The organism is Streptomyces thermocarboxydus (assembly GCF_024760485.1).
Classification (GTDB): domain Bacteria; phylum Actinomycetota; class Actinomycetes; order Streptomycetales; family Streptomycetaceae; genus Streptomyces; species Streptomyces cellulosae.
Genome location: NZ_CP058273.1, coordinates 3,776,530 through 3,794,043, shown reverse-complemented (window position 1 = coordinate 3,794,043; position 17,514 = coordinate 3,776,530). Strand labels below are relative to the sequence as shown.

The window sequence follows — 17,514 nt, the reverse complement described above, 5'->3', positions numbered from 1 at the left end:
GTCCCCACGGGGCATCCTGCGCAATCGTCCCCCACCACCGCAAGGCCCGCCTGTCGAAACAGGCGGGCCCCGTGGTGATCACGTTCCGTTTTCCGGCCGGTTCAGCCCAGGACCTGGGCCGCCGTCGGCGAGGAGTCCTTCAGGAACTGGCTGCAGCGCTCGTACTCCTCCTGCTCGCCGATCGCCTGCGCGGCGCGGGCGAGGGCGTGCAGGGCGCGCAGGAAGCCGCGGTTCGGCTCGTGCTCCCACGGCACCGGGCCGTGGCCCTTCCAGCCGTTGCGGCGCAGCGCGTCCAGGCCTCGGTGGTAGCCCGTGCGGGCGTACGCGTAGGACTCGACGACGCTGTCCCGCTCGAACGCCTCGTCGGCGAGCCGCGCCCAGGCCAGTGAGGAGGTCGGGTAGCGGCCCGCGACCTCGGCGGCGGTGGCGCCGGTCGCCAGCAGCTCGCGCGGCTCCGGGTCGTCGGGGAGGTGGGTCGGGGGCGGGCCCCCGAGGAGGTTCTCGTGAATGGACATGGGTCCAGTCTCGTACATCAGGCGATGCTGCTCCCCCGGCGCGGGTCGGCCTCCAGCGGAGGCACGGCCACGCTGCCGTGGGTACGGCACTCGGGGCGCCGGCAGCCCGGCTCGGGACGGCGCACGGTCGCCGCGGCGAGGACCGCGCCGATCACCAGGATGCCCGCGCACAGCAGCATCGCCCGGTCGAAGGCGGCGTCGAACCGCGCGGGCTGCCGGAACGACTCCGGGCCCATCCCGGCGAGCAGCGGCAGCGCGGCCACCGCCAGGAGCCCCGCGGCCCGGGCGGCGGCGTTGTTGACCCCGCTGGCCAGGCCCGCCCGCGCGGTGTCCACGGAGGCCAGCACGGACGCCGTGAGGGGCGCGACGAGCGTGACCATGCCGAGGCCCAGCACCAGCAGCGCGGGCAGCACGTCGGTGGCGTAGGAGGCGTCCGGCCCGACCCGCAGCATCAGCAGCATCCCGGCAGCGGCCAGCAGCGGGCCCACGGTGAGGGGCAGGCGCGGCCCGATCCGGTCGGCCAGCTCGCCGGAGCGGGCGGAGAGCAGCAGCATCAGGACGGTCGTCGGCAGCAGTGCGGTCCCCGCGGCGAGGGCGGACCAGCCGACGACGACCTGGAGCTGGAGCGCGGCGAGGAAGAAGAACCCGCCGAACGCCGCGTACACGCACAGGGTGACGCCGTTGACCGCGGAGAACTGGCGGGAGGCGAAGATCTCCAGCGGCATCATCGGGTCCGGCCGCCGCTTCTCCACCCGCACGAAGGCGACGGCGGCGGCAAGCCCCGCCACCGCGGACACGACGACCAGCGGCGACCCGTCGCCGGCCCCGATCAGGGCGTACGTCACCAGCGCGAGGGCGATCGCGCCGAGCGCCGCGCCCAGCACGTCGAAGTGTCCCTCCGCCCTGGCGCCCGACGACTCGGGCACGTGGCGCACGGCGACCGGCGCGCACAGCAGGGCGAGCGGCACGTTGATCAGGAACACCCAGCGCCAGCCGGGCCCGTCCACCAGCCAGCCGCCGAGGAACGGCCCCACGGCCGCCCCGATGCCGCCGAAGCCGGACCACAGGCCGACCGCGCGGCCCCGGTCGTCGGGGTGGAAGGACGCCTGGATCAGCGCGAGGGAGCCGGGGGTGAGCAGCGCCCCGCCCGCGCCCTGGAGCGCCCGGGCCGCGATCAGCACGTACTCGTTCGGCGCGATCCCGCAGAGCAGGGAGGCGGTGGCGAACCACAGCACCCCGACGACGAACACCCGGCGCCGTCCGTACCGGTCGCCGAGCGCCCCGCCCAGCAGGATCAGCCCGGCCAGCGTGACGAGGTAGGCGTTGACGGTCCACTGGAGCGCGGCGAGGTCGGCGTCGAAGTCCTCGCCGATGTGCGGCAGGGCGACGTTGACGACGGTCGAGTCGAGCAGGGCCATGCCGGAGCCGAGGACCGTGGTGAACAGGATCCACCTGCCCTGCGGGGACGCCAGTCGGACATCGGGCATACCGGGAGCATACGGAAGAGCCCGGCACCTGGGCAGGTGCCGGGCTCCTTCGTGTGCGTGCGTGCGGGTCGGGCGCGCGGGTTACTTGATACGGGTGCCCGTGGAACGCAGGTGCTTGCAGGCCTCCAGGACGCGGGCGGCCATCGACGCCTCGGCCAGCTTGCCCCAGGTGCGCGGGTCGTAGGTCTTCTTGTTGCCGACCTCGCCGTCGACCTTCAGGACGCCGTCGTAGTTGCGGAACATGTGGTCCGCGACCGGACGGGTGAACGCGTACTGGGTGTCGGTGTCGATGTTCATCTTGACGACGCCGTTCTCCAGGGCGGTGCGGATCTCCTCCTCGGTGGAGCCCGAGCCGCCGTGGAACACGAAGTCGAACGGCTGGGAGCCGGCCGGCTTGCCGTACTTGGCGGCGACGCCCTCGTTGAGCTCCTTCAGCAGCTCGGGACGGAGGACGACGTTGCCCGGCTTGTACACGCCGTGCACGTTGCCGAAGGACGCGGCGAGCAGGTAGCGGCCCTTGTCGCCCAGGCCGAGCGCCTCGGCGGTGCGGATCGCGTCGTCGACCGTGGTGTAGAGGGAGTCGTTGATCTCGTGGGAGACGCCGTCCTCCTCGCCGCCGGTCGGGGTGATCTCGACCTCGAGGATGATCTTCGCGGCGCGGGCGCGCTCCAGCAGCTCCTGCGCGATCGACAGGTTGTCCGCGAGGGTCTCCGCGGAGCCGTCCCACATGTGGGACTGGAACAGCGGGTTGCGGCCGGCCTTGACGCGCTCCTCGGACACGGCGAGCAGCGGGCGCACGTAGCCGTCGAGCTTGTCCTTCGGGCAGTGGTCCGTGTGCAGGGCGATGTTGACGTCGTACTTCTCGGCGACGATGTGCGCGAACTCGGCGAGCGCGACGGCGCCGGTCACCATGTCCTTGTTGTGCTGGCCGCCCAGGAACTCGGCACCGCCCGTGGAGATCTGCACGATGCCGTCGCTCTCCGCCTCGGCGAAGCCGCGCAGAGCCGCGTGCAGGGTCTGGGACGAGGTGACGTTGATGGCCGGGTAGGCGAACTTGCCTGCCTTCGCCCGGTCGAGCATCTCGTTGTAGACCTCGGGAGTTGCGATGGGCATCTGTCCGCTCCTTAAGAGTGCGGTGTGGGGTGCTGCGTACTGTCGGCCCTGACCTGGAACCTTGGATGCGACGTCATTGTCGGTCACATCCTTCCAGACTCGGCCGGAACGTCCATCCCGCCGTCCGCCCTGTGGATGGCGGGGCCCGGTCAGTCCAGGCCGAGTTCGTCCTTGGAGTAGGCGAACAGGTACGGCACCCCGGCGCCTTCGCGGATCTTCTCGGCGGCGCCGGTGGCCCGGTCGACGATCGTCGCCACGGCCACGACCTCGGCGCCGGCCTCGCGCACGGCCTCGACGGCGGTGAGCGGGGAGCCGCCGGTGGTGGAGGTGTCCTCCACCACCAGCACGCGGCGGCCCTTGATGTCCGGGCCCTCCACGCGGCGCTGCAGACCGTGCGCCTTGGCGGCCTTGCGCACGACGAACGCGTCGAGCTTGCGGCCGCGCGCGGCGGCGGCGTGCAGCATGGCGGCGGCGACGGGGTCGGCGCCCATGGTGAGCCCGCCGACCGCGTCGAACTCCAGCTCCTCGGTCAGGTCCAGCAGCACCTGACCGACCAGCGGGGCGGCCTCGCCGTCGAGGGTGATGCGGCGCAGGTCGACGTAGTAGTCGGCCTCCAGACCGGAGGAGAGGGTCACCTTGCCGTGCACCACGGCCTTGTCCTTGATCTGCTGCAGCAGCGCGCCGCGAGTGTCCGTCATGCCTGTCAGCTTAAAGCCGGGTCCAGGTCCAGGTCGTGGAGGCCTCCAGCGGCTCCAGCGGGGTGACCAGGCGCGGGTGGGTGTTCAGCCCGTCCGGCGGTCCGGTCTGCGGCTCGACGCAGACGGCCTCGGCCTGCTCGTCGTAGACGACGACCCACTCCTCGCGGCTGGTCACCTTCAGCTGGAGCTGCCCCGGCCAGGTGAGGGTGACGTCGACGCCCCCGGGCATCCCGAAGCAGTCGTCCCACGGACCCGGCCGCGGGTCGATGCGCCGCCCCGTGGGCAGGTGGTCCTCACCGCGCTCCTCCTGCCAGGCCGGCTCGAAGTCGACGGTGACGTCCTCGCCGCCGAGGTTGCGCAGGAACCACGGGTGCCAGCCGAGCTGCGCGGGGAACGACGAACCGTGCGCCTCGACGCTCATGGTGAGCGTCAGCGCGTCCTCGGTGAGCGCCACCTGCTGCGTGACCCGTCCCGGGTACGGCCACGGGTCCGTGAGGTCGTACGTCAGCACGGCCTCGTCGGTGCTCTTGCGGGCGGTGCGCCAGGGGGCGTTGCGCGCGGTGCCGTGGATGGCGTGCGGGGGCGCGTTGAGCGGCATCTGCCGCACGGTGCCGCCGTCCATGAACCGCCCGTCCCGCAGCCGCCCGCACCAGGGGACCATCGGGAAGCACCCGAACCGCTCGCCCTGCCGCAGCAGCTCCACACCCCCGAGCCGCAGCCCCCCGACCCGCCCGCCGTTCCCCGGCAGCACGTCCACCTCCGCGTCACCCGCGGTCAGCGTGATGTGTTCGTCACTCACGCCTCGACCCTACTGGGACGATCACGGGGGCGGGGATGGGAGCGGGGTCAGCGGCGGCGGCGCAGGGCGCGGATGGCGACCACCGCCGAGGCGACCGCGAGGGCCGCTGCGGGGGCCGCCCAGCGGAGGGGTGTGGAGGACGTGATCGTCTGAGGGGCCGGGACCGGGGCGTAGCGGCCGCGCGGGGGTGCGTGGTCGACCTCTTCGGCGCTGCGCCCGATCATCGTGCGGCGTGCGTGGGCCGCCTCGGCGAGGGAGTCGTCGCCGTCGTCGCCGGGGAGGGGGCGGGCGTCGATGGCGTCCGACAGCTCTGCGTCCAGGGGCTCGGGGGCCGGGGCGTCCTCCGCGCCGGGCGGGGGTTCCTCCTCCGCGTCGGCGGCCGGCGGGGACGTGGGTTCCGGCTCGCCGGCGGGCCGTCGCGGGGGCGGCGGGGGCGGGTCCTCCGCCTCCGGGGTGGTCTCGAAGTCCGTGGTCACGCCGGGTTCGAAGTCGCCGGCCGCCAGCTGTTCCGGGGATTCCAGGGGCGCCGGGGGCTCCACGAGCTCGTCCGCCACCGTGACCAGGTTCTCCGCGAAGCGGTTCAGCAGGCGGGTGACCGCCGAGGCCACCGTGTCCCGCGCGAGGTCCGTGACGCGCCCGTCCGCCGTGGCGGTGCCCGTGACGACGAGTTCCGTGCCGGCGTCGGCGGGGCGCGGCGTCAGCCGCAGGGACAGCCGTACGGTCCCGTCGCCGCGCGCCTCGGACGCCTCGCCCTCGACGGCGTAGGAGCCGTCGTCCCGCGCGGACACCCGCACCGACCCGCGGTAGGTGATGGAGGAGCCGCCGAACCGTACCTTCAGCCGCCCGGTGACGGGTTCCGCACCGGCGTCGTGCTGGAGCCCGGGCACCGCCCGGGCGACCCTCGCGGGGTCGTCCAGCACCTCCCTGAGCCGCTCCGCCTCGACCGGAACGAACACCTCGTGCTCCATGAGTGCGGAGCCTACCCACGCGACGCCGTACCGCACCCCCGTCCGCGCGAAGTCGCGGCGCGTCACTCGCCGTACCGGGGGTGGACCAGTGTGGACGGCGGGAGTCCGGGCACCCGGGTGTGTTCCGCCGCCCGGACGTCGGCGGCGAGGGACGCGTCGGTGAGCGTGCGGGGCCGGGGCCCGGCCGGGTCGAGGCGGGGTCGCGGGGCGTGCCGGTCGGCGGCCAGCACGAACCCCCAGTCGTGGTGGGCGGAGGCCGTGTCCGCGGGCCCCCGGTCGGGTCCGGCGGCGTACCCGGACTGCCGTCCGCGCACCCGGTACGCGGTGGTGCGCAGCCCGGCCGCGCGCAGGGTCGCGTCGAGGGTCCAGAAGTCACGGCGCCGGGACGCGACCGCACCTCCGTGCACCACGAGCCGCCCGCCCGGGCCGAGCACCTGCCGGGCCAGCCCGTAGAACTCCTGCGCGTACAGCTTGGTGCTGGCGGTGATGCCGGGGTGCGGCAGGTCGGACACCACGACGTCGTACGCCCCGGCCGGCGCGGTCCGCAGCCAGTCGAAGGCGTCGGCGGTGACCACGTGGACGCGCGGGTCGTCGAGGGAGTGGGCGTTGAGCCGGGACAGGGCCGGGTCGGTGCGGGCCAGCGACACCACGCCCGCGTCGCGTTCAACGACGTCGACCCGCCGTACGCCGGGATGGCGCAGCACCTCGCGCACGGCGAGCCCGTCTCCCCCGCCGAGCACCAGCACGCGCGCGTGGCGTCCGGCCATCGCGGGGTGCACGAGGGCTTCGTGGTACCGGAGTTCGTCGCGTCCGTCGACCCGCAGCCGCCCGTCGAGGAACAGGTTGAGCGGGCGTCCGTCCCGCCCGCCGGTGAGCAGCACCTCCTGCACATCGGTGTGCACGGCGACCCGTACGTCGGGCCCGTACAGCGCCTGCCGGGCGGCGCGTTCGAAGTCGTCGACGAGGACGGCCGCCGTGGCGAGCACGACGAGCACGCACACGTTGGCGGTGAACAGCAGGCGGCGGGCGCGCCGGGTGAGGTCGTGCCGGAACAGCCCGAGGACCAGCGCGCCGCCGACGACGGCGTTGACCGCGCCGGTGATGAGGGCGCCCGTCAACTGGCCGAGGGCGGGCAGGAGAAGGAAGGGGAAGGCGAGTCCGCCGACCAGCGCGCCCACGTAGTCCGCGGCGGACAGGTCGGCGACCGCGCCGCCGGCGTCCTGCCGGCGGATCCGCTGGATCAGCTCCATCAGCAGCGGCACCTCGGCGCCGATGAGCAGCCCGGTGGCGAGGGAGAACGCGACGAGCAGACAGCGCGGGCCGCTCGCCCACATCCCGCCCCAGTCGCCGGTCCAGGCGAACACCGCGTACAGCGCCATCGCGCTGCATCCGCCGACCAGCGCGAGGGCCGCCTCGACCGCGCCGAACCCGGCTGCCGCGTGTCGCCGCAGCCGTTTCGCGGCGAGCGAGCCGATGCCCATCGCGAAGACCATCACGGACAGCACGACGGAGGTCTGGGCGACGGAGTCGCCCATCAAGTACGCGGCGAGCGCCACCAGTTCCAGCTCGTACACCAGTCCGCACGCCGCGCAGACGAACACCCCGGCGAGGACCAGCCACCGCCCGGTGCGCTGCCGCACGGGCAGCGGGACCGCGCTGCCCGCGCTCCCCGGGCCGCCCGGTCCGGCCGGGTCACCCGGGTCGCCCGTACGGGGGCCGTCCGGACCGTCCCAGGTCTGTGTGGAGCCGGGCGGAACGGGGGCCTGCCGATCGATCACCCCAGGGACGTTACGTCACGCCCTCATCGCACAACGTCACCCACACGCGTGATATTTGTTTACGCGCGCACGGCCCCGGCGCGGGCGGCGACGCGTACTCCGACCCGGGTCCGGGTGGCCACGAGCTGGCCGTCCTGCGGGTAGGCGTGCCAGGTGCGCCAGTGGAACTGGCCCTCGTGGCAGCGGGCGAGCATCGCCGTGAACGCGTGCGGACTGCCGGGGAAGACACCGGCCAGTCCCTGCGGGTGGTCGGAGACCAGGGCGAGCAGCTCCTGCGCCCGGCCGGCGAAGGCGCCCGGAGGGAGCACCTCCACCCGGGCGGCGAACTCGTACTCCCAGTCGTCCACCCGCTTGGCCACGCCGAGCGGGAGCGGCGTGCTGCTGCCCGGGATGCACGCCACGGTCTCCGAGCAGAGGCCGCGCTCCTCCTCGAGCAGTACCTGGTGGGAGGCGCCGAGGAGTCTCAACTGGAGCTTCGAACCCTGGAGTTCCAGGTCGAGGGTGGCCAGCGCCGGCAGTGGCTCGCGGCCCAGAGCCCAGGCGAGATCGGCGGCGCGCGTATCTGAATAGGCGGTGTTCAGGGTCGTGAGCATGGATCGGCTCCGCAAGCACACAGGAGAGAGATACGGGTCCGCGCACCCCGGGGACCGGGGACTCGGCCCGTCAGCCCGGTCGCCCGGCCGGAAAGGCTCCGCGGGGAGACCCGTCGGCTGCGCTGGTTGATTTATAGGGAATCATGAACTGTGCCGCCACCACAGCGTTTTTACCCAACTTCGTGGGCTTTCCATCCCCTCGGGGGCTCCACAGCTCACGTGTTCCACTACGGCGTACGCCTCGGGTTTCTGCGCGCTCCGGCGCACAACCCGGTATCCGGAACCGGAGGGTTCACCACCTCCGGAGACACCACAGCGGGGCCCGCCCCAGGTGCGGACCCCGCTGCCGCGGATGCGATCTCCCGAAGTGGAGCCGCGCTGCCCCGTGTCAGCTGCCTCCACCGCCGCATCCGCCCCCTCCGCAGGACGACCCGCCTCCGCAGGACGAGCCGCCGCCGCAGGACGAACCTGCGTCGGAGGACGATCCACAGCCGTGCCCGCCCCCGCTGTTCCCCGCCCACCAGCCGCCGGAGCCACCGCTCCCCGAGGACGACCCCGCCCCGCCCCGGGACGCGCGCACGGCATACGTCACGAGCGCGACGACCACAACGATCAGGATGATGCCGACGAACATGGCGCCACCCTCCTTTCGTCCCCCCGTGATCCCCCGTCGGCATCCCCCCGTGGGTGCCCGGCTCACGGTGTGCGGGGGAGATGCCCTCCTCGATCGGCACCCAAAGCAGAGTTGAGCAACTCCAGAGGTTTCAGGCGAGCGCGTCGGCGCTGGTGAGTTGAGGACGCCCTCGATCCGGCGGAGGATGGCCCGCATGACCTCCAGTGATCGTCCTCTTCTCAACCGTCGGCTCGCGGAGTTCGGGACGACGGTCTTCGCCGAGATGTCCGCGCTGGCCCTGCGCACCGGGGCCATCAACCTCGGGCAGGGCTTCCCCGACACCGACGGGCCCGAGGAGGTCAGGGAGGCCGCCGTGCGGGCGTTGCGGGACGGGCGCGGCAACCAGTATCCGCCGGGCCCCGGCATTTCCGAGCTGCGCACCGCGATCGCCGCCCACCAGCAGCGCCGGTACGGCCTGTCCGTCGACCCCGACACCGAGGTCCTGGTCACCGCCGGCGCGACGGAGGCGATCGCCGCGTCCCTGCTGGCGCTGGTCGAGCCCGGCGACGAGGTGATCGCCCTTGAGCCGTACTACGACTCCTACGCCGCCTCCATCGCCATGGCCGGCGGCACCCGCGTCCCCGTCACGCTCCGCCCCGCCGAGGGCCGCTTCCGCCTCGACCTGGACGAGCTGCGCGACGCCGTCACCGACCGCACCCGCCTCCTGCTGATCAACACCCCGCACAACCCGACCGGCACCGTCCTCACCCGCGAGGAGCTCGCGTCCATCGCCGAGCTGGCGGTGGAACGGGACCTCCTCGTCGTGACCGACGAGGTCTACGAGCACCTGGTCTTCGACGACGCCGAGCACATCCCCCTCGCGTCCTTCCCCGGCATGCGCGACCGCACGGTCACCATCTCCAGCGCCGGCAAGACGTTCTCCTTCACCGGCTGGAAGGTCGGCTGGGCTACCGGCAGCCGGGAACTCGTAACCGCCGTCCGGACCGCAAAGCAGTACCTGACCTATGTCAGCGCGGGCCCCTTCCAGTACGCGATCGCCGAGGCCCTGCGGCTGCCGGACTCGTACTTCGACGGCTTCCGCGCCGACCTCCGCCGCAAGCGCGACCTGCTCGGAGACGGCCTGCGCGCGGCCGGCTTCGAGGTCTACCAGCCCCAGGGCACGTACTTCATCACCACCGACATCACCCCCTTCGGCGAAAAGGACGCCTACGCCTTCTGCCGCGCCCTCCCCGAACGCTGCGGCGTCGTCGCCATCCCCAACTCCGTCTTCTACGACGACCCTGACGCCGGCCGCAGCCAGGTCCGCTTCACCTTCTGCAAGAGGGACGAGATTCTCGACGAAGCCACGAGCCGCCTGCAGCGTCTCGCGTCCTGAATGAGGTCGGGCCGGCCACCTACCTGTTGGTTATGCCGTTTTGCGGTTGGTCCTGGGCGGTCTCTCACGTGGATCTCACCGCCGCCGCGAGGCCGTCCGAGGTCAGCTGGACGCTGCGCCGGGACGAGGCGGGCGACAGGAGGCTCTGGAGCGCTCCCGCCTCTAGCGACCGCACCCTCCGTCACGTACGTGAGGTACTTGACGTACGTGAAGTACTTGACGTACGTGACGGAGGGGTGCACGCTGGGAAGGCCGGACGATCGAGGAGGCAGGTCATGCCCGCTGTGCACTACGAGAGCTACACCCAGGCGCGCGCACACCTGAAGGACCTCCTTGACGCGGCCGACGAGGGACGGGTCGCGACCGTACGCCGTGACTCCGGGCGCTCGGCAGTCGTGGACGTGGAGCGGCTGCGCCACTATCTGTCGCTGGTGTGCCCCTCAAAGGCGGAGGTGGTCGCCGAGGCGGGCGGCTGGTCCGTCTTTCTGCCAGGCCTGCCGCTGGCCGCCGACGGGGCCACCTTCGACGAAGCCATAGGGGAGATGGTCCAGGTCCTTCGCGAGTATGCCGAGGACTGGCAGGACAGGCTGCGGACCGCACCCAACCACGCGGACAACTGGGGCCTGGTGCAGCTGATCGCTCTCAGTGACGACGGACAGTTGCGCGACTGGCTGGTGGGTGCTCCACGGTGACCTGGCCCCAGCCCGACCGCGAGAATCATGACCGTTTCTGCCGTGCCGAGAAGTGGGAACGCGTTCGGGACGCCCGCGGGCGCACCGGTACCCATCACGTGACCTACGAACTCACCCTGCACGACGGCCGGATCCTGCGTACCAGAATCTCGCACCCGGTGGACCGCACCGCGTACGGCGCCGCGATGTGGCGACACATCCTGCGGGACCAACTGGACGTCACCGAGGACGAGTTCTGGGCCTGCGCCCAGCACGGCGAACTGCCTGACCGAGGTGCCCCCGAGCCGCCGAGCGAGGCCCTTCCCGCAGACCTGGTGCATCTGCTCATCCACCGTGTGGGCGTCGGCGAGGACACCGTGGCCGGGATGACCAAGGACGAGGCGGTCGCGCGACTCCAGGAGTACTGGACGGACGGGAGCTGAGCCCCCGTCCTGATCGCACACGGCGGGCCTGGAGGAGGCCGGGCTGACCGTCTACCGCCCGTCCGGCACCTACTTCATCACCGCCGGCATCCGCCCCCTCGGCGAGTCCGACGGCATCGCCTTCTGCCGCGCCCTCCCGGAACGCGCGGGCGTCGTCGCCATCCCCACGGCCGTCTTCTACGACCACCAGGACATGGGCGCGCCCTTCATCCGCTTCGCCTTCTGCAAGCAGCGGCATGTACTGGAGGAGGCCGCGGCGCGGCTCAAGAGCGCGGGCACGCGCTGAACCGTCCCTAAACCAGGCCGAGGATGACGCGCAGGCGGTCCTCCACGCTCCGCAGCTCGCTCGGCGTCAGCAGGCCGAGGCGCCGGCGAAGCCTCGGCTTGTCGACGGTGTGCAGGTCGGTGCAGTTGACGTATGACTCGTCGTACTTGGTGACCCCGCAGTCGGGCCCGACCGGGACGTGTGTGGCGGCCGGGCCGGACGTGCCGGTGATCATGGCGACGGTCAGGGCCGACAACGGCTCGGCCAACCGGTTCACCGTCAGGACGACCACGGGGTGCGGGCCGATGGGCGTGGGGAGCACGCACCCCCACACCTCCCCCCGGAGCGGGGAGCCGACGGTCACCACTCGATCTCGTCCGCTGCCGCCAGCTCGTCCTCCGTGGCAGGCCGCACGCCCTCGGGAACGGGTGCCTGAGCACCCTCGTAGAAGTCGCGGATCTCCTGGGAGGCGGCGACCTCGGCAGCCTCTCGGGACAGCAGGCGCAGGCCTTCGCGCAGCGCCTCGGAGAGCGAGCCGAGCTGGAGCGTCCGCATCACCCGATGCAGATCCTCCAACTCGTCCGGGCGCAGCCGCACCTGGGCCACGCTGGTCGCGCCGCTGTCACCCTGCTTCCGGCGCGTCTGCGACGTCCGGGGTGCGGCCGGACCGCGCTTTCCCGGGGTGCCGGTCGCGGCATGACCCTTTCGCTCCGTCTTGGCGGCCATCCTCGCCTCCCCTCATGTATGACAGATGTAATACATCCAGTCTCCGCCCTGTGTCCGGGCCGGTCAAGCGTGCTGGACCGAGGGTCAGGCGGCGGCCGGGAACATCGTCCCGGCCGGGCGGCAGTCACGGCAGCGGCCTGGTTGCGGGGCGCGGAAGGCGCGGTCGCAGCCGTCGCAGGTCTGGAGGGGCGGTACGACCGGGCGGGCGACGGGCTCCGGGGGTGGCGGCGCGGGCAGTGGGGTCTCGCGGAGGCGGAACGCGAGGAGGCCCGCCGGGCGGGTCAGGAAGCGGTCGGGGAGGCCTGTCGTCAGCGTTCTGGTGATCTGGGCGGGTGCGACACCGGCCGCCAGCCACGCGGTGACGGCGGGCGCCAGTCGCACGGCCTCCCGTCCGGACAGCACGAGGCGTGGGTCGACGTGGCGGAGGGACGCCAGGACGGAGATGGCCTGCGGGTCCGCTTCCGTGAGCGCCGCCGACGGTTCCTCGGCGGGGGTCTCGTCGGCTGCGGGCTGCTTACCAGGGCGGGGCGGGTCCGGCGGACCGTCCGGGTCCGGCTCCGGGTCCGGGTCCGGGTCCGGGGTACTCCCGGGCACGTCGTAGAAGTACGTCCGCGTACGGATCTGCCCCGACGGCGTCCGCTCGCGGCGGCGCTCCAGGTACCCGGCGGCCTCCAGCTCCCTCAGCGCCCGCGAGATCAGGATCTCGCCCTCGGTGAAGTGCGCGCACAGGGCCGCGATCGTCACCGGGGAGCCGCTGGGCAGGGACAGGATGTACACCGCGACGCCGACGGTGACCGCGCTGCCACGCCGCTGCGCGAGGGCGTTGGCGACCACGGTGAAGTCGGCCGTGAGACGGGTGCGGACGTGGATCACACCGGAGCGCGGAGCACCGGCGTCGGCGCGCAGGCGCGCGTTAGACTGCGAGTCAGCCATCGGGAAGGTGCTTCTTCCTGATCGGTCAGGCCCTCGTCCGGGATGCCCGTCCCGGCCGGGGGCCGTCTCTGTTTGCGGTTGTCGCGGCGAACGTAACGGCCCGTGTCCCGCCCCTGCAAGCCGGTCACTCGCACGAGTGAAGCGCCGCTCTCCGGCGGGGAGGGTGGGTGGGTGGGTAGTTCTTTCTCCCGGTTCTTTGGGGAGGTCAGCGGCCCACCGGGCCCCCGCGGACGAGGGATCGGTGGGCGCGGACCGGCCTAGTGACGGCGGGACTTGAGGTCGCCTATGAAGGCGGTCCAGGGGGCGCCGGCGAAGCAGAGGGTCGGCCCCTGCGGGACCTTGCTGTCACGTACGGGGACGAGGCCGGGGAGGCCGTCGGCCACCTCCACGCAGTCGCCCCCTTCCTGATTGCTGTAGCTGCTCTTGCGCCACACGGCGACGCTCAGATCGGGACGGGACGTTCGCTCCACGATGGTTGTCCTCCCTCACGAATCGGATCATGTCGAGCGACATGAGCGGGGGCAGAGCTGCCGCCCGCAGCCGATCGTAGGTCAGCGCGAGACTCGCGACCTCGTCTGGTTCTTCGACGAGTTGGCCGTAGTGAGCCCCCTCCGTGTAGGCCACCTCCCTGCCGTCCGGCATGGTGAGGACCGTCAGGGAGCCGCCCATGACTTCGTGCTCTCCCTGGTCGAACGGCAGTACCTGCACGGTGATGTGGGGCTCCGTCGCCGAAGCGAGCAGCCGCGTCAACTGGTCACGCATCACCGGCAACCCGCCGACCGGGCGCCGGAGTACCGCCTCGTCGAGTACGACCCACAGCTCCGGCCGATCCGGTGCGCCGAGGCGTTCCTGTCGTCCCATGCGAAGGGCGACCCGCTCCTCCAACTGCGCCTCGCTGCTGAGCGTTCGGCCGACTTTGAGCACGGCCCGCGCATAGTCCTCCGTCTGCAACAGACCCGGCACCACATGCGCCGCGTACTGCCGTACCGCGACCGCCCTCTCCGAGTACTCCATGAATTTCCGCGACCAGTCCGGAAACGCCTCCCGGTACACGTACGGCCACAGCTCCACGAGCAGATCGTCCGCACCGAGCGCCGCATCCAGCGCCCGCGCCAGTTCCAGCGTCGGTTTCGCGCCCGAGGCCCGCTCGATCTGGGTGATCCGGGTGCTCACCACGTGGGTGAGCGCGCCGAGTTCGGCCTGCGTGAGCCCGGCCACCGTCCGCAGTCTCCGCACCCGTGCGCCGAACAGCGCGGCCATCGACGTACTGGGGTCAATTCCGTTGGCCAAAGCGTCACTTCCGTTCCTTATGGCCTGAAAGGTAAGCCCGCACCCTCTTTTGAGAGTAGGCCGGACCACCGAACGTTGACCACGGAACGTGACAAGTCACTCACAGAGAAGGACGGACCACGCCGTGCTGACAGAACCCCTCGCCCCCACGGCCGCAGCGCAGTTCCCCTCCTCGCCGCACGGCGCGCGGCTCGCCCGGCGGTTCGCCGTGCGGTGTCTGGAGGGGTGGGGACACCAGTCGGCGTCGGACGTGTCGTGCACGGTCGCCCTGGTCGTCGGGGAGCTGGCGGCGAACGCCGTACAGCACGGACGTGTCCCGGGCCGGGACTTCGGCGTGCGGCTCGTGCTGGACGTGACGGCGGGCCTGGTACGGGCCGAAGTGTCGGACGCCGCCACGGACAAGCGGCCGCCCCTGGCCACACCCGTGACGCCGCCCGAGGGCGAGTCCGGGCGTGGCCTTCTGCTGGTGGACGTCCTGGCGGAGCGCTGGGGCTGGGAGCCGCGCCAACCCGTGGGCAAGACGGTGTGGGCGGAGTGCGCGCTGGTGAGTACGGCCTGCCCTGGAAAGGGCGGATGAGTGCCGTGACGCCGGTGGTGAGTACCGGTACTCATGCCGGGGCACGGCCCTGCCGGTCACTGTGGGGATCACCCACCCGTACCGGCTCAGGAAGGGCCTTCGATGCCGACCTCTCCCCGTTTCGGCCCGCGGCGACTCCTCGCACTCGCCACGGACAGCCTGGCCGCCCGCGCCTACCTGGGCCTTGTCGCCCTCGGCTTCGCGGCGATGTTCCTCGCCCCGGACAGCCCGCTCGCCATGGCGCCGATGGTGCTCACCGCGCCGCTCTCCTTCCTGCCCGTCTTCGTGCCCGTCGGGGCCGGTGTGGCGGGAGGCGGGGCGGCCGAGGTGGCGGCAGCCGTGGTGTTCGTCGGGTGGATGCTGCTGTGCGCCCTGGCGAACGCCGCCGCGCTCGGTGCGCTCCTCCGCAGACCGGACCGCATACCGGACCGCAGACCGGACCTGGCGCCGGACCGGGCCCCGGTCCAGACGCCCCCGGCGCGCCCGCGACGCGCGCTGCTCGCGGCCGCCGTCGACAACTGGCCCGCGCGGATCTACGTCGCCGTGGTCGCGGCGGCCCTGGGCACTTTCCTGTACGCCGTGCTGCTGTCGCCGGACCCCGGGTTCGCGGGCATCTGGCCGCTCCTCGCGGCGGCGCCGCTCAGCTTCCTCGCCGCGGCGGTGTCGTTGCCGGCCGAGTTCGGGCTCCCCTGGATGAGCACGCTGGTCTTCACCGCCGGCATCGTCCTGGCCGGACTGGTCAACGCCGTGCTGATCGGCCGCCTCACCCGCAGGATCGGGGGCCCGGCGGCCCGCGGCTGACCCCGAGGCGCCGCACCACCAGGCCCGCCACGCCCGTCAGGCCGCGGTGAGGGCGGAGGACGGCGGTGACGGCCGGGGACGGGCGGCCCGGGAGGCGGGCCGCGAGGATGCGGCGGACCTCCGGTGGCGCTCCGTCGACACGCAGCAGCGCTGGACGGCACGGGAGCGGCCGCCGAATGATGGCCACGACGGACGACGAGGGGAAGTACCGGCATGGAGCCATCAGAACTGCGCCGCGCCGTCGCGGCAGGCCGGGCGACCGCCTCGGAGCTGGGCCTTCAGGTCGGCGAGGCGGTCGTCGTCCACAACTCGGACCGTGTCGCGCTGCGCCTGCTCCCGTGCGATGTCCTCGCCAGGGTCGCGCCGCCGGGGCATCTGGCTGATTCCGAGTTCGAGGTGGAGGTCGCCCGCCGGCTCGCCGCCGTCGACGCGCCGGTGGCGGAGCTGGATCCCCGGGTCGAGCCCCGGGTCTTCGTACGGGACGGCTTCGCCGTCTCGCTCTGGACCTACTACGAGTCCCTGGGAGCGGAGATCGCGCCGGCCGACTACGCGGACGCGTTCCGGCGGCACCATGCCGCCCTGCGGCGGGTCGATCTGGACGCGCCGCACTTCACCGACCGGGTCGCCGCGGCGCTGAGAGAGGTGAACGACCGGGAGCGGTCCCCCGAGCTGACCGATGACGACCGGGCGTTCCTCAGCGACACACTCGGCGGGCTGAGCGCCGCGATCAGCGGCGGCAAGGCCGGGGACCAGCTGCTGCACGGCGAGCCTCACCCGGGCAACCTCCTGAACACGAGGCGAGGCCCGCTTCTCGTGGACCTCGCCACCTGCTGCCGCGGACCGGTCGAGTTCGACCTCGCCCACGCACCCGAGGAAGTGGCGGAGCACTACGAGGGGGCCGACCACGACCTGATCCACCGGTGCCGCGCCCTGAACTGGGCGCTGTTCTCCGCCTGGCGCTGGCGCCGGGACGACCAGATGCCCGACCGGGCCCGCTGGAGGGGGGAGGGCCTCAACCGGGTCCGCGCCGCACTCGACCGCTGCGGACAGGACTGAACCCAGGGCATGAGAGAGCCCGGCACCGTGACCGGCCGGGTGGGCCGGTCTTCGGGCCGGGCTGGGCTCCCCTGCGGCGGGCGCCTGGCCGGCGTCGCCGTTCGCGCGTGTGGGCGCCTACGCGTCGTCGTCGGGCTTGTCCGCGTCGTTGATCTCCTGCTCCAGGCCGAGCTGCTCGACGAGCCACTTGTCGAACTCGATGGCGGCCCGCACCCAGCTGACCGTCGAGGAGACGAAGTGCTCCAGGCTGACGCCCATGCCGATCAGCATCTGCGCCTCACCGATGAGACGGACCGTGCCGTCGTCGTGGGTGTGCGTGTACACCTTGGGCCACAGCGTGCGCCGGTTCCAGTCGTCGATGGACTCCAGCAGCGCGGGCTTCTCGTCGATCTGGTGCGGCCGGTCGTAGAACGTCCGGACGGAGAAGATCTGCTGGTCGCCCTCCCCACGGAACATGAAGTACGTGCGGAACTGCTCCCACGGCGCCGCGAGGTCACCCTCGTCGTCGACGACGTACTTGAGCTCCATCTGGTCGAGGAGCTGCTTCACGAGGTCCTGATCCGGGACGACGGGGCCCGCCGGTCCTTGGGGCTGCGGCTCGGGCTGCTGGCCCCCGAAATTCGGAATCGAGGACGGGTCGATGGTCACCGTGTATTTCCCTTCGTACGGATCCCGCCATCCTCCCCCATGCGGGGAGGGGGGTGGCAAGCCCCGACGGGGCCTGTCAGCCGAGGGCTGACTCGATCCGGTCAGGTCCGGGGTACCCGGAAAGGCCGCGGGCCCAACGTGCGC

Annotated in this window: 20 protein-coding genes and 1 pseudogene; 7 read left to right on the top strand and 14 right to left on the bottom strand. The window is 72.5% G+C overall.

The window, feature by feature from the left end; translation table 11 throughout:
• Nucleotides 1-101 precede the first annotated feature (101 nt).
• The 8 genes from AY578_RS17535 to AY578_RS17500 all read right to left on the bottom strand — a co-directional run bounded on the left by AY578_RS17535 (nucleotide 102) and on the right by AY578_RS17500 (nucleotide 7,951).
• Nucleotides 102-515 (bottom strand): DUF3151 domain-containing protein, encoded by a 414-nt coding sequence (locus AY578_RS17535; protein WP_019524279.1) that lies wholly within the window; start codon nucleotides 513-515, stop codon nucleotides 102-104.
• A 17-nt stretch (nucleotides 516-532) separates the two neighbouring features.
• On the bottom strand, nucleotides 533-2,002 hold the full coding sequence (locus AY578_RS17530) for an MFS transporter (protein ID WP_258902962.1): 1,470 nt from the start codon (nucleotides 2,000-2,002) through the stop codon (nucleotides 533-535).
• A gap of 81 nt (nucleotides 2,003-2,083) precedes the next feature.
• Nucleotides 2,084-3,115: a class II fructose-bisphosphate aldolase gene (gene fbaA / locus AY578_RS17525; protein ID WP_019524277.1), complete on the bottom strand. Its 1,032-nt coding sequence runs from the start codon at nucleotides 3,113-3,115 to the stop codon at nucleotides 2,084-2,086.
• A gap of 149 nt (nucleotides 3,116-3,264) precedes the next feature.
• A complete protein-coding gene (gene pyrE, locus AY578_RS17520) occupies nucleotides 3,265-3,813 on the bottom strand; it encodes an orotate phosphoribosyltransferase (RefSeq protein WP_019524276.1) in 549 nt (182 codons plus the stop codon).
• A 10-nt stretch (nucleotides 3,814-3,823) separates the two neighbouring features.
• Nucleotides 3,824-4,612 carry an aldose epimerase family protein gene (locus AY578_RS17515; protein ID WP_019524275.1) on the bottom strand — a complete coding sequence of 263 codons (789 nt, stop codon included), beginning with the start codon at nucleotides 4,610-4,612 and terminating at the stop codon, nucleotides 3,824-3,826.
• A 47-nt stretch (nucleotides 4,613-4,659) separates the two neighbouring features.
• Nucleotides 4,660-5,580 carry an SRPBCC family protein gene (locus AY578_RS17510; protein WP_258902961.1) on the bottom strand — a complete coding sequence of 307 codons (921 nt, stop codon included), beginning with the start codon at nucleotides 5,578-5,580 and terminating at the stop codon, nucleotides 4,660-4,662.
• A gap of 62 nt (nucleotides 5,581-5,642) precedes the next feature.
• Nucleotides 5,643-7,358, bottom strand: a complete 1,716-nt coding sequence (locus tag AY578_RS17505; protein WP_258902960.1) for a polyamine aminopropyltransferase — start codon at nucleotides 7,356-7,358, stop codon at nucleotides 5,643-5,645.
• 59 nt (nucleotides 7,359-7,417) lie between these two features.
• A complete protein-coding gene (locus AY578_RS17500; RefSeq protein WP_019524272.1) occupies nucleotides 7,418-7,951 on the bottom strand; it encodes a DUF2617 family protein in 534 nt (177 codons plus the stop codon).
• A gap of 818 nt (nucleotides 7,952-8,769) precedes the next feature.
• Here AY578_RS17500 and AY578_RS17495 point away from each other — a divergent pair.
• The 4 genes and pseudogenes from AY578_RS17495 to AY578_RS17480 form a co-directional block, all read left to right on the top strand.
• Complete coding sequence (locus tag AY578_RS17495; protein WP_161108924.1) at nucleotides 8,770-9,960, top strand: pyridoxal phosphate-dependent aminotransferase; 1,191 nt, start codon at nucleotides 8,770-8,772, stop codon at nucleotides 9,958-9,960.
• A 275-nt stretch (nucleotides 9,961-10,235) separates the two neighbouring features.
• Nucleotides 10,236-10,652, top strand: coding sequence for a prevent-host-death protein (locus AY578_RS17490; protein ID WP_028959527.1), 417 nt, complete (start codon nucleotides 10,236-10,238; stop codon nucleotides 10,650-10,652).
• A gap of 98 nt (nucleotides 10,653-10,750) precedes the next feature.
• The gene (locus tag AY578_RS17485; RefSeq protein WP_205526745.1) at nucleotides 10,751-11,074 is read left to right on the top strand and encodes a cytotoxic translational repressor of toxin-antitoxin stability system; all 324 of its coding nucleotides are present in this window, start codon (nucleotides 10,751-10,753) and stop codon (nucleotides 11,072-11,074) included.
• A gap of 22 nt (nucleotides 11,075-11,096) precedes the next feature.
• A pseudogene (locus AY578_RS17480) lies at nucleotides 11,097-11,360 on the top strand (aminotransferase); the annotation flags it as partial.
• A 7-nt stretch (nucleotides 11,361-11,367) separates the two neighbouring features.
• Here the strand turns inward: AY578_RS17480 and AY578_RS17475 are convergent.
• From AY578_RS17475 to AY578_RS17455, 5 genes are all read right to left on the bottom strand, one after another.
• On the bottom strand, nucleotides 11,368-11,673 hold the full coding sequence (locus AY578_RS17475) for a type II toxin-antitoxin system PemK/MazF family toxin (protein WP_258907383.1): 306 nt from the start codon (nucleotides 11,671-11,673) through the stop codon (nucleotides 11,368-11,370).
• Nucleotides 11,674-11,699: 26 nt separating this feature from the next.
• Nucleotides 11,700-12,065: a hypothetical protein gene (locus AY578_RS17470; protein ID WP_161232939.1), complete on the bottom strand. Its 366-nt coding sequence runs from the start codon at nucleotides 12,063-12,065 to the stop codon at nucleotides 11,700-11,702.
• Nucleotides 12,066-12,149: 84 nt separating this feature from the next.
• Nucleotides 12,150-12,998 carry a hypothetical protein gene (locus tag AY578_RS17465; protein ID WP_258902959.1) on the bottom strand — a complete coding sequence of 283 codons (849 nt, stop codon included), beginning with the start codon at nucleotides 12,996-12,998 and terminating at the stop codon, nucleotides 12,150-12,152.
• Between the two features lie 257 nt (nucleotides 12,999-13,255).
• A complete protein-coding gene (locus tag AY578_RS17460; RefSeq protein WP_234008040.1) occupies nucleotides 13,256-13,381 on the bottom strand; it encodes a DUF397 domain-containing protein in 126 nt (41 codons plus the stop codon).
• Nucleotides 13,344-14,258: a helix-turn-helix domain-containing protein gene (locus AY578_RS17455; RefSeq protein WP_258902958.1), complete on the bottom strand. Its 915-nt coding sequence runs from the start codon at nucleotides 14,256-14,258 to the stop codon at nucleotides 13,344-13,346. The genes AY578_RS17460 and AY578_RS17455 overlap by 38 nt, the downstream gene beginning before the upstream one ends.
• A 154-nt stretch (nucleotides 14,259-14,412) precedes the next feature.
• On the opposite strand from AY578_RS17455, the gene AY578_RS17450 reads away from it, so the two are divergent.
• From AY578_RS17450 to AY578_RS17435, 3 genes are all read left to right on the top strand, one after another.
• Complete coding sequence (locus AY578_RS17450; protein WP_215187878.1) at nucleotides 14,413-14,865, top strand: ATP-binding protein; 453 nt, start codon at nucleotides 14,413-14,415, stop codon at nucleotides 14,863-14,865.
• A 102-nt stretch (nucleotides 14,866-14,967) separates the two neighbouring features.
• The gene (locus AY578_RS17445; RefSeq protein WP_258902956.1) at nucleotides 14,968-15,666 is read left to right on the top strand and encodes an SCO4225 family membrane protein; all 699 of its coding nucleotides are present in this window, start codon (nucleotides 14,968-14,970) and stop codon (nucleotides 15,664-15,666) included.
• 213 nt (nucleotides 15,667-15,879) lie between these two features.
• Nucleotides 15,880-16,722 (top strand): aminoglycoside phosphotransferase/kinase family protein, encoded by an 843-nt coding sequence (locus AY578_RS17435; protein ID WP_258902955.1) that lies wholly within the window; start codon nucleotides 15,880-15,882, stop codon nucleotides 16,720-16,722.
• A gap of 117 nt (nucleotides 16,723-16,839) precedes the next feature.
• Here AY578_RS17435 and AY578_RS17430 read toward each other — a convergent pair whose 3' ends face one another.
• Nucleotides 16,840-17,370, bottom strand: a complete 531-nt coding sequence (locus AY578_RS17430; RefSeq protein WP_020700092.1) for a YbjN domain-containing protein — start codon at nucleotides 17,368-17,370, stop codon at nucleotides 16,840-16,842.
• Nucleotides 17,371-17,514 lie beyond the last annotated feature (144 nt).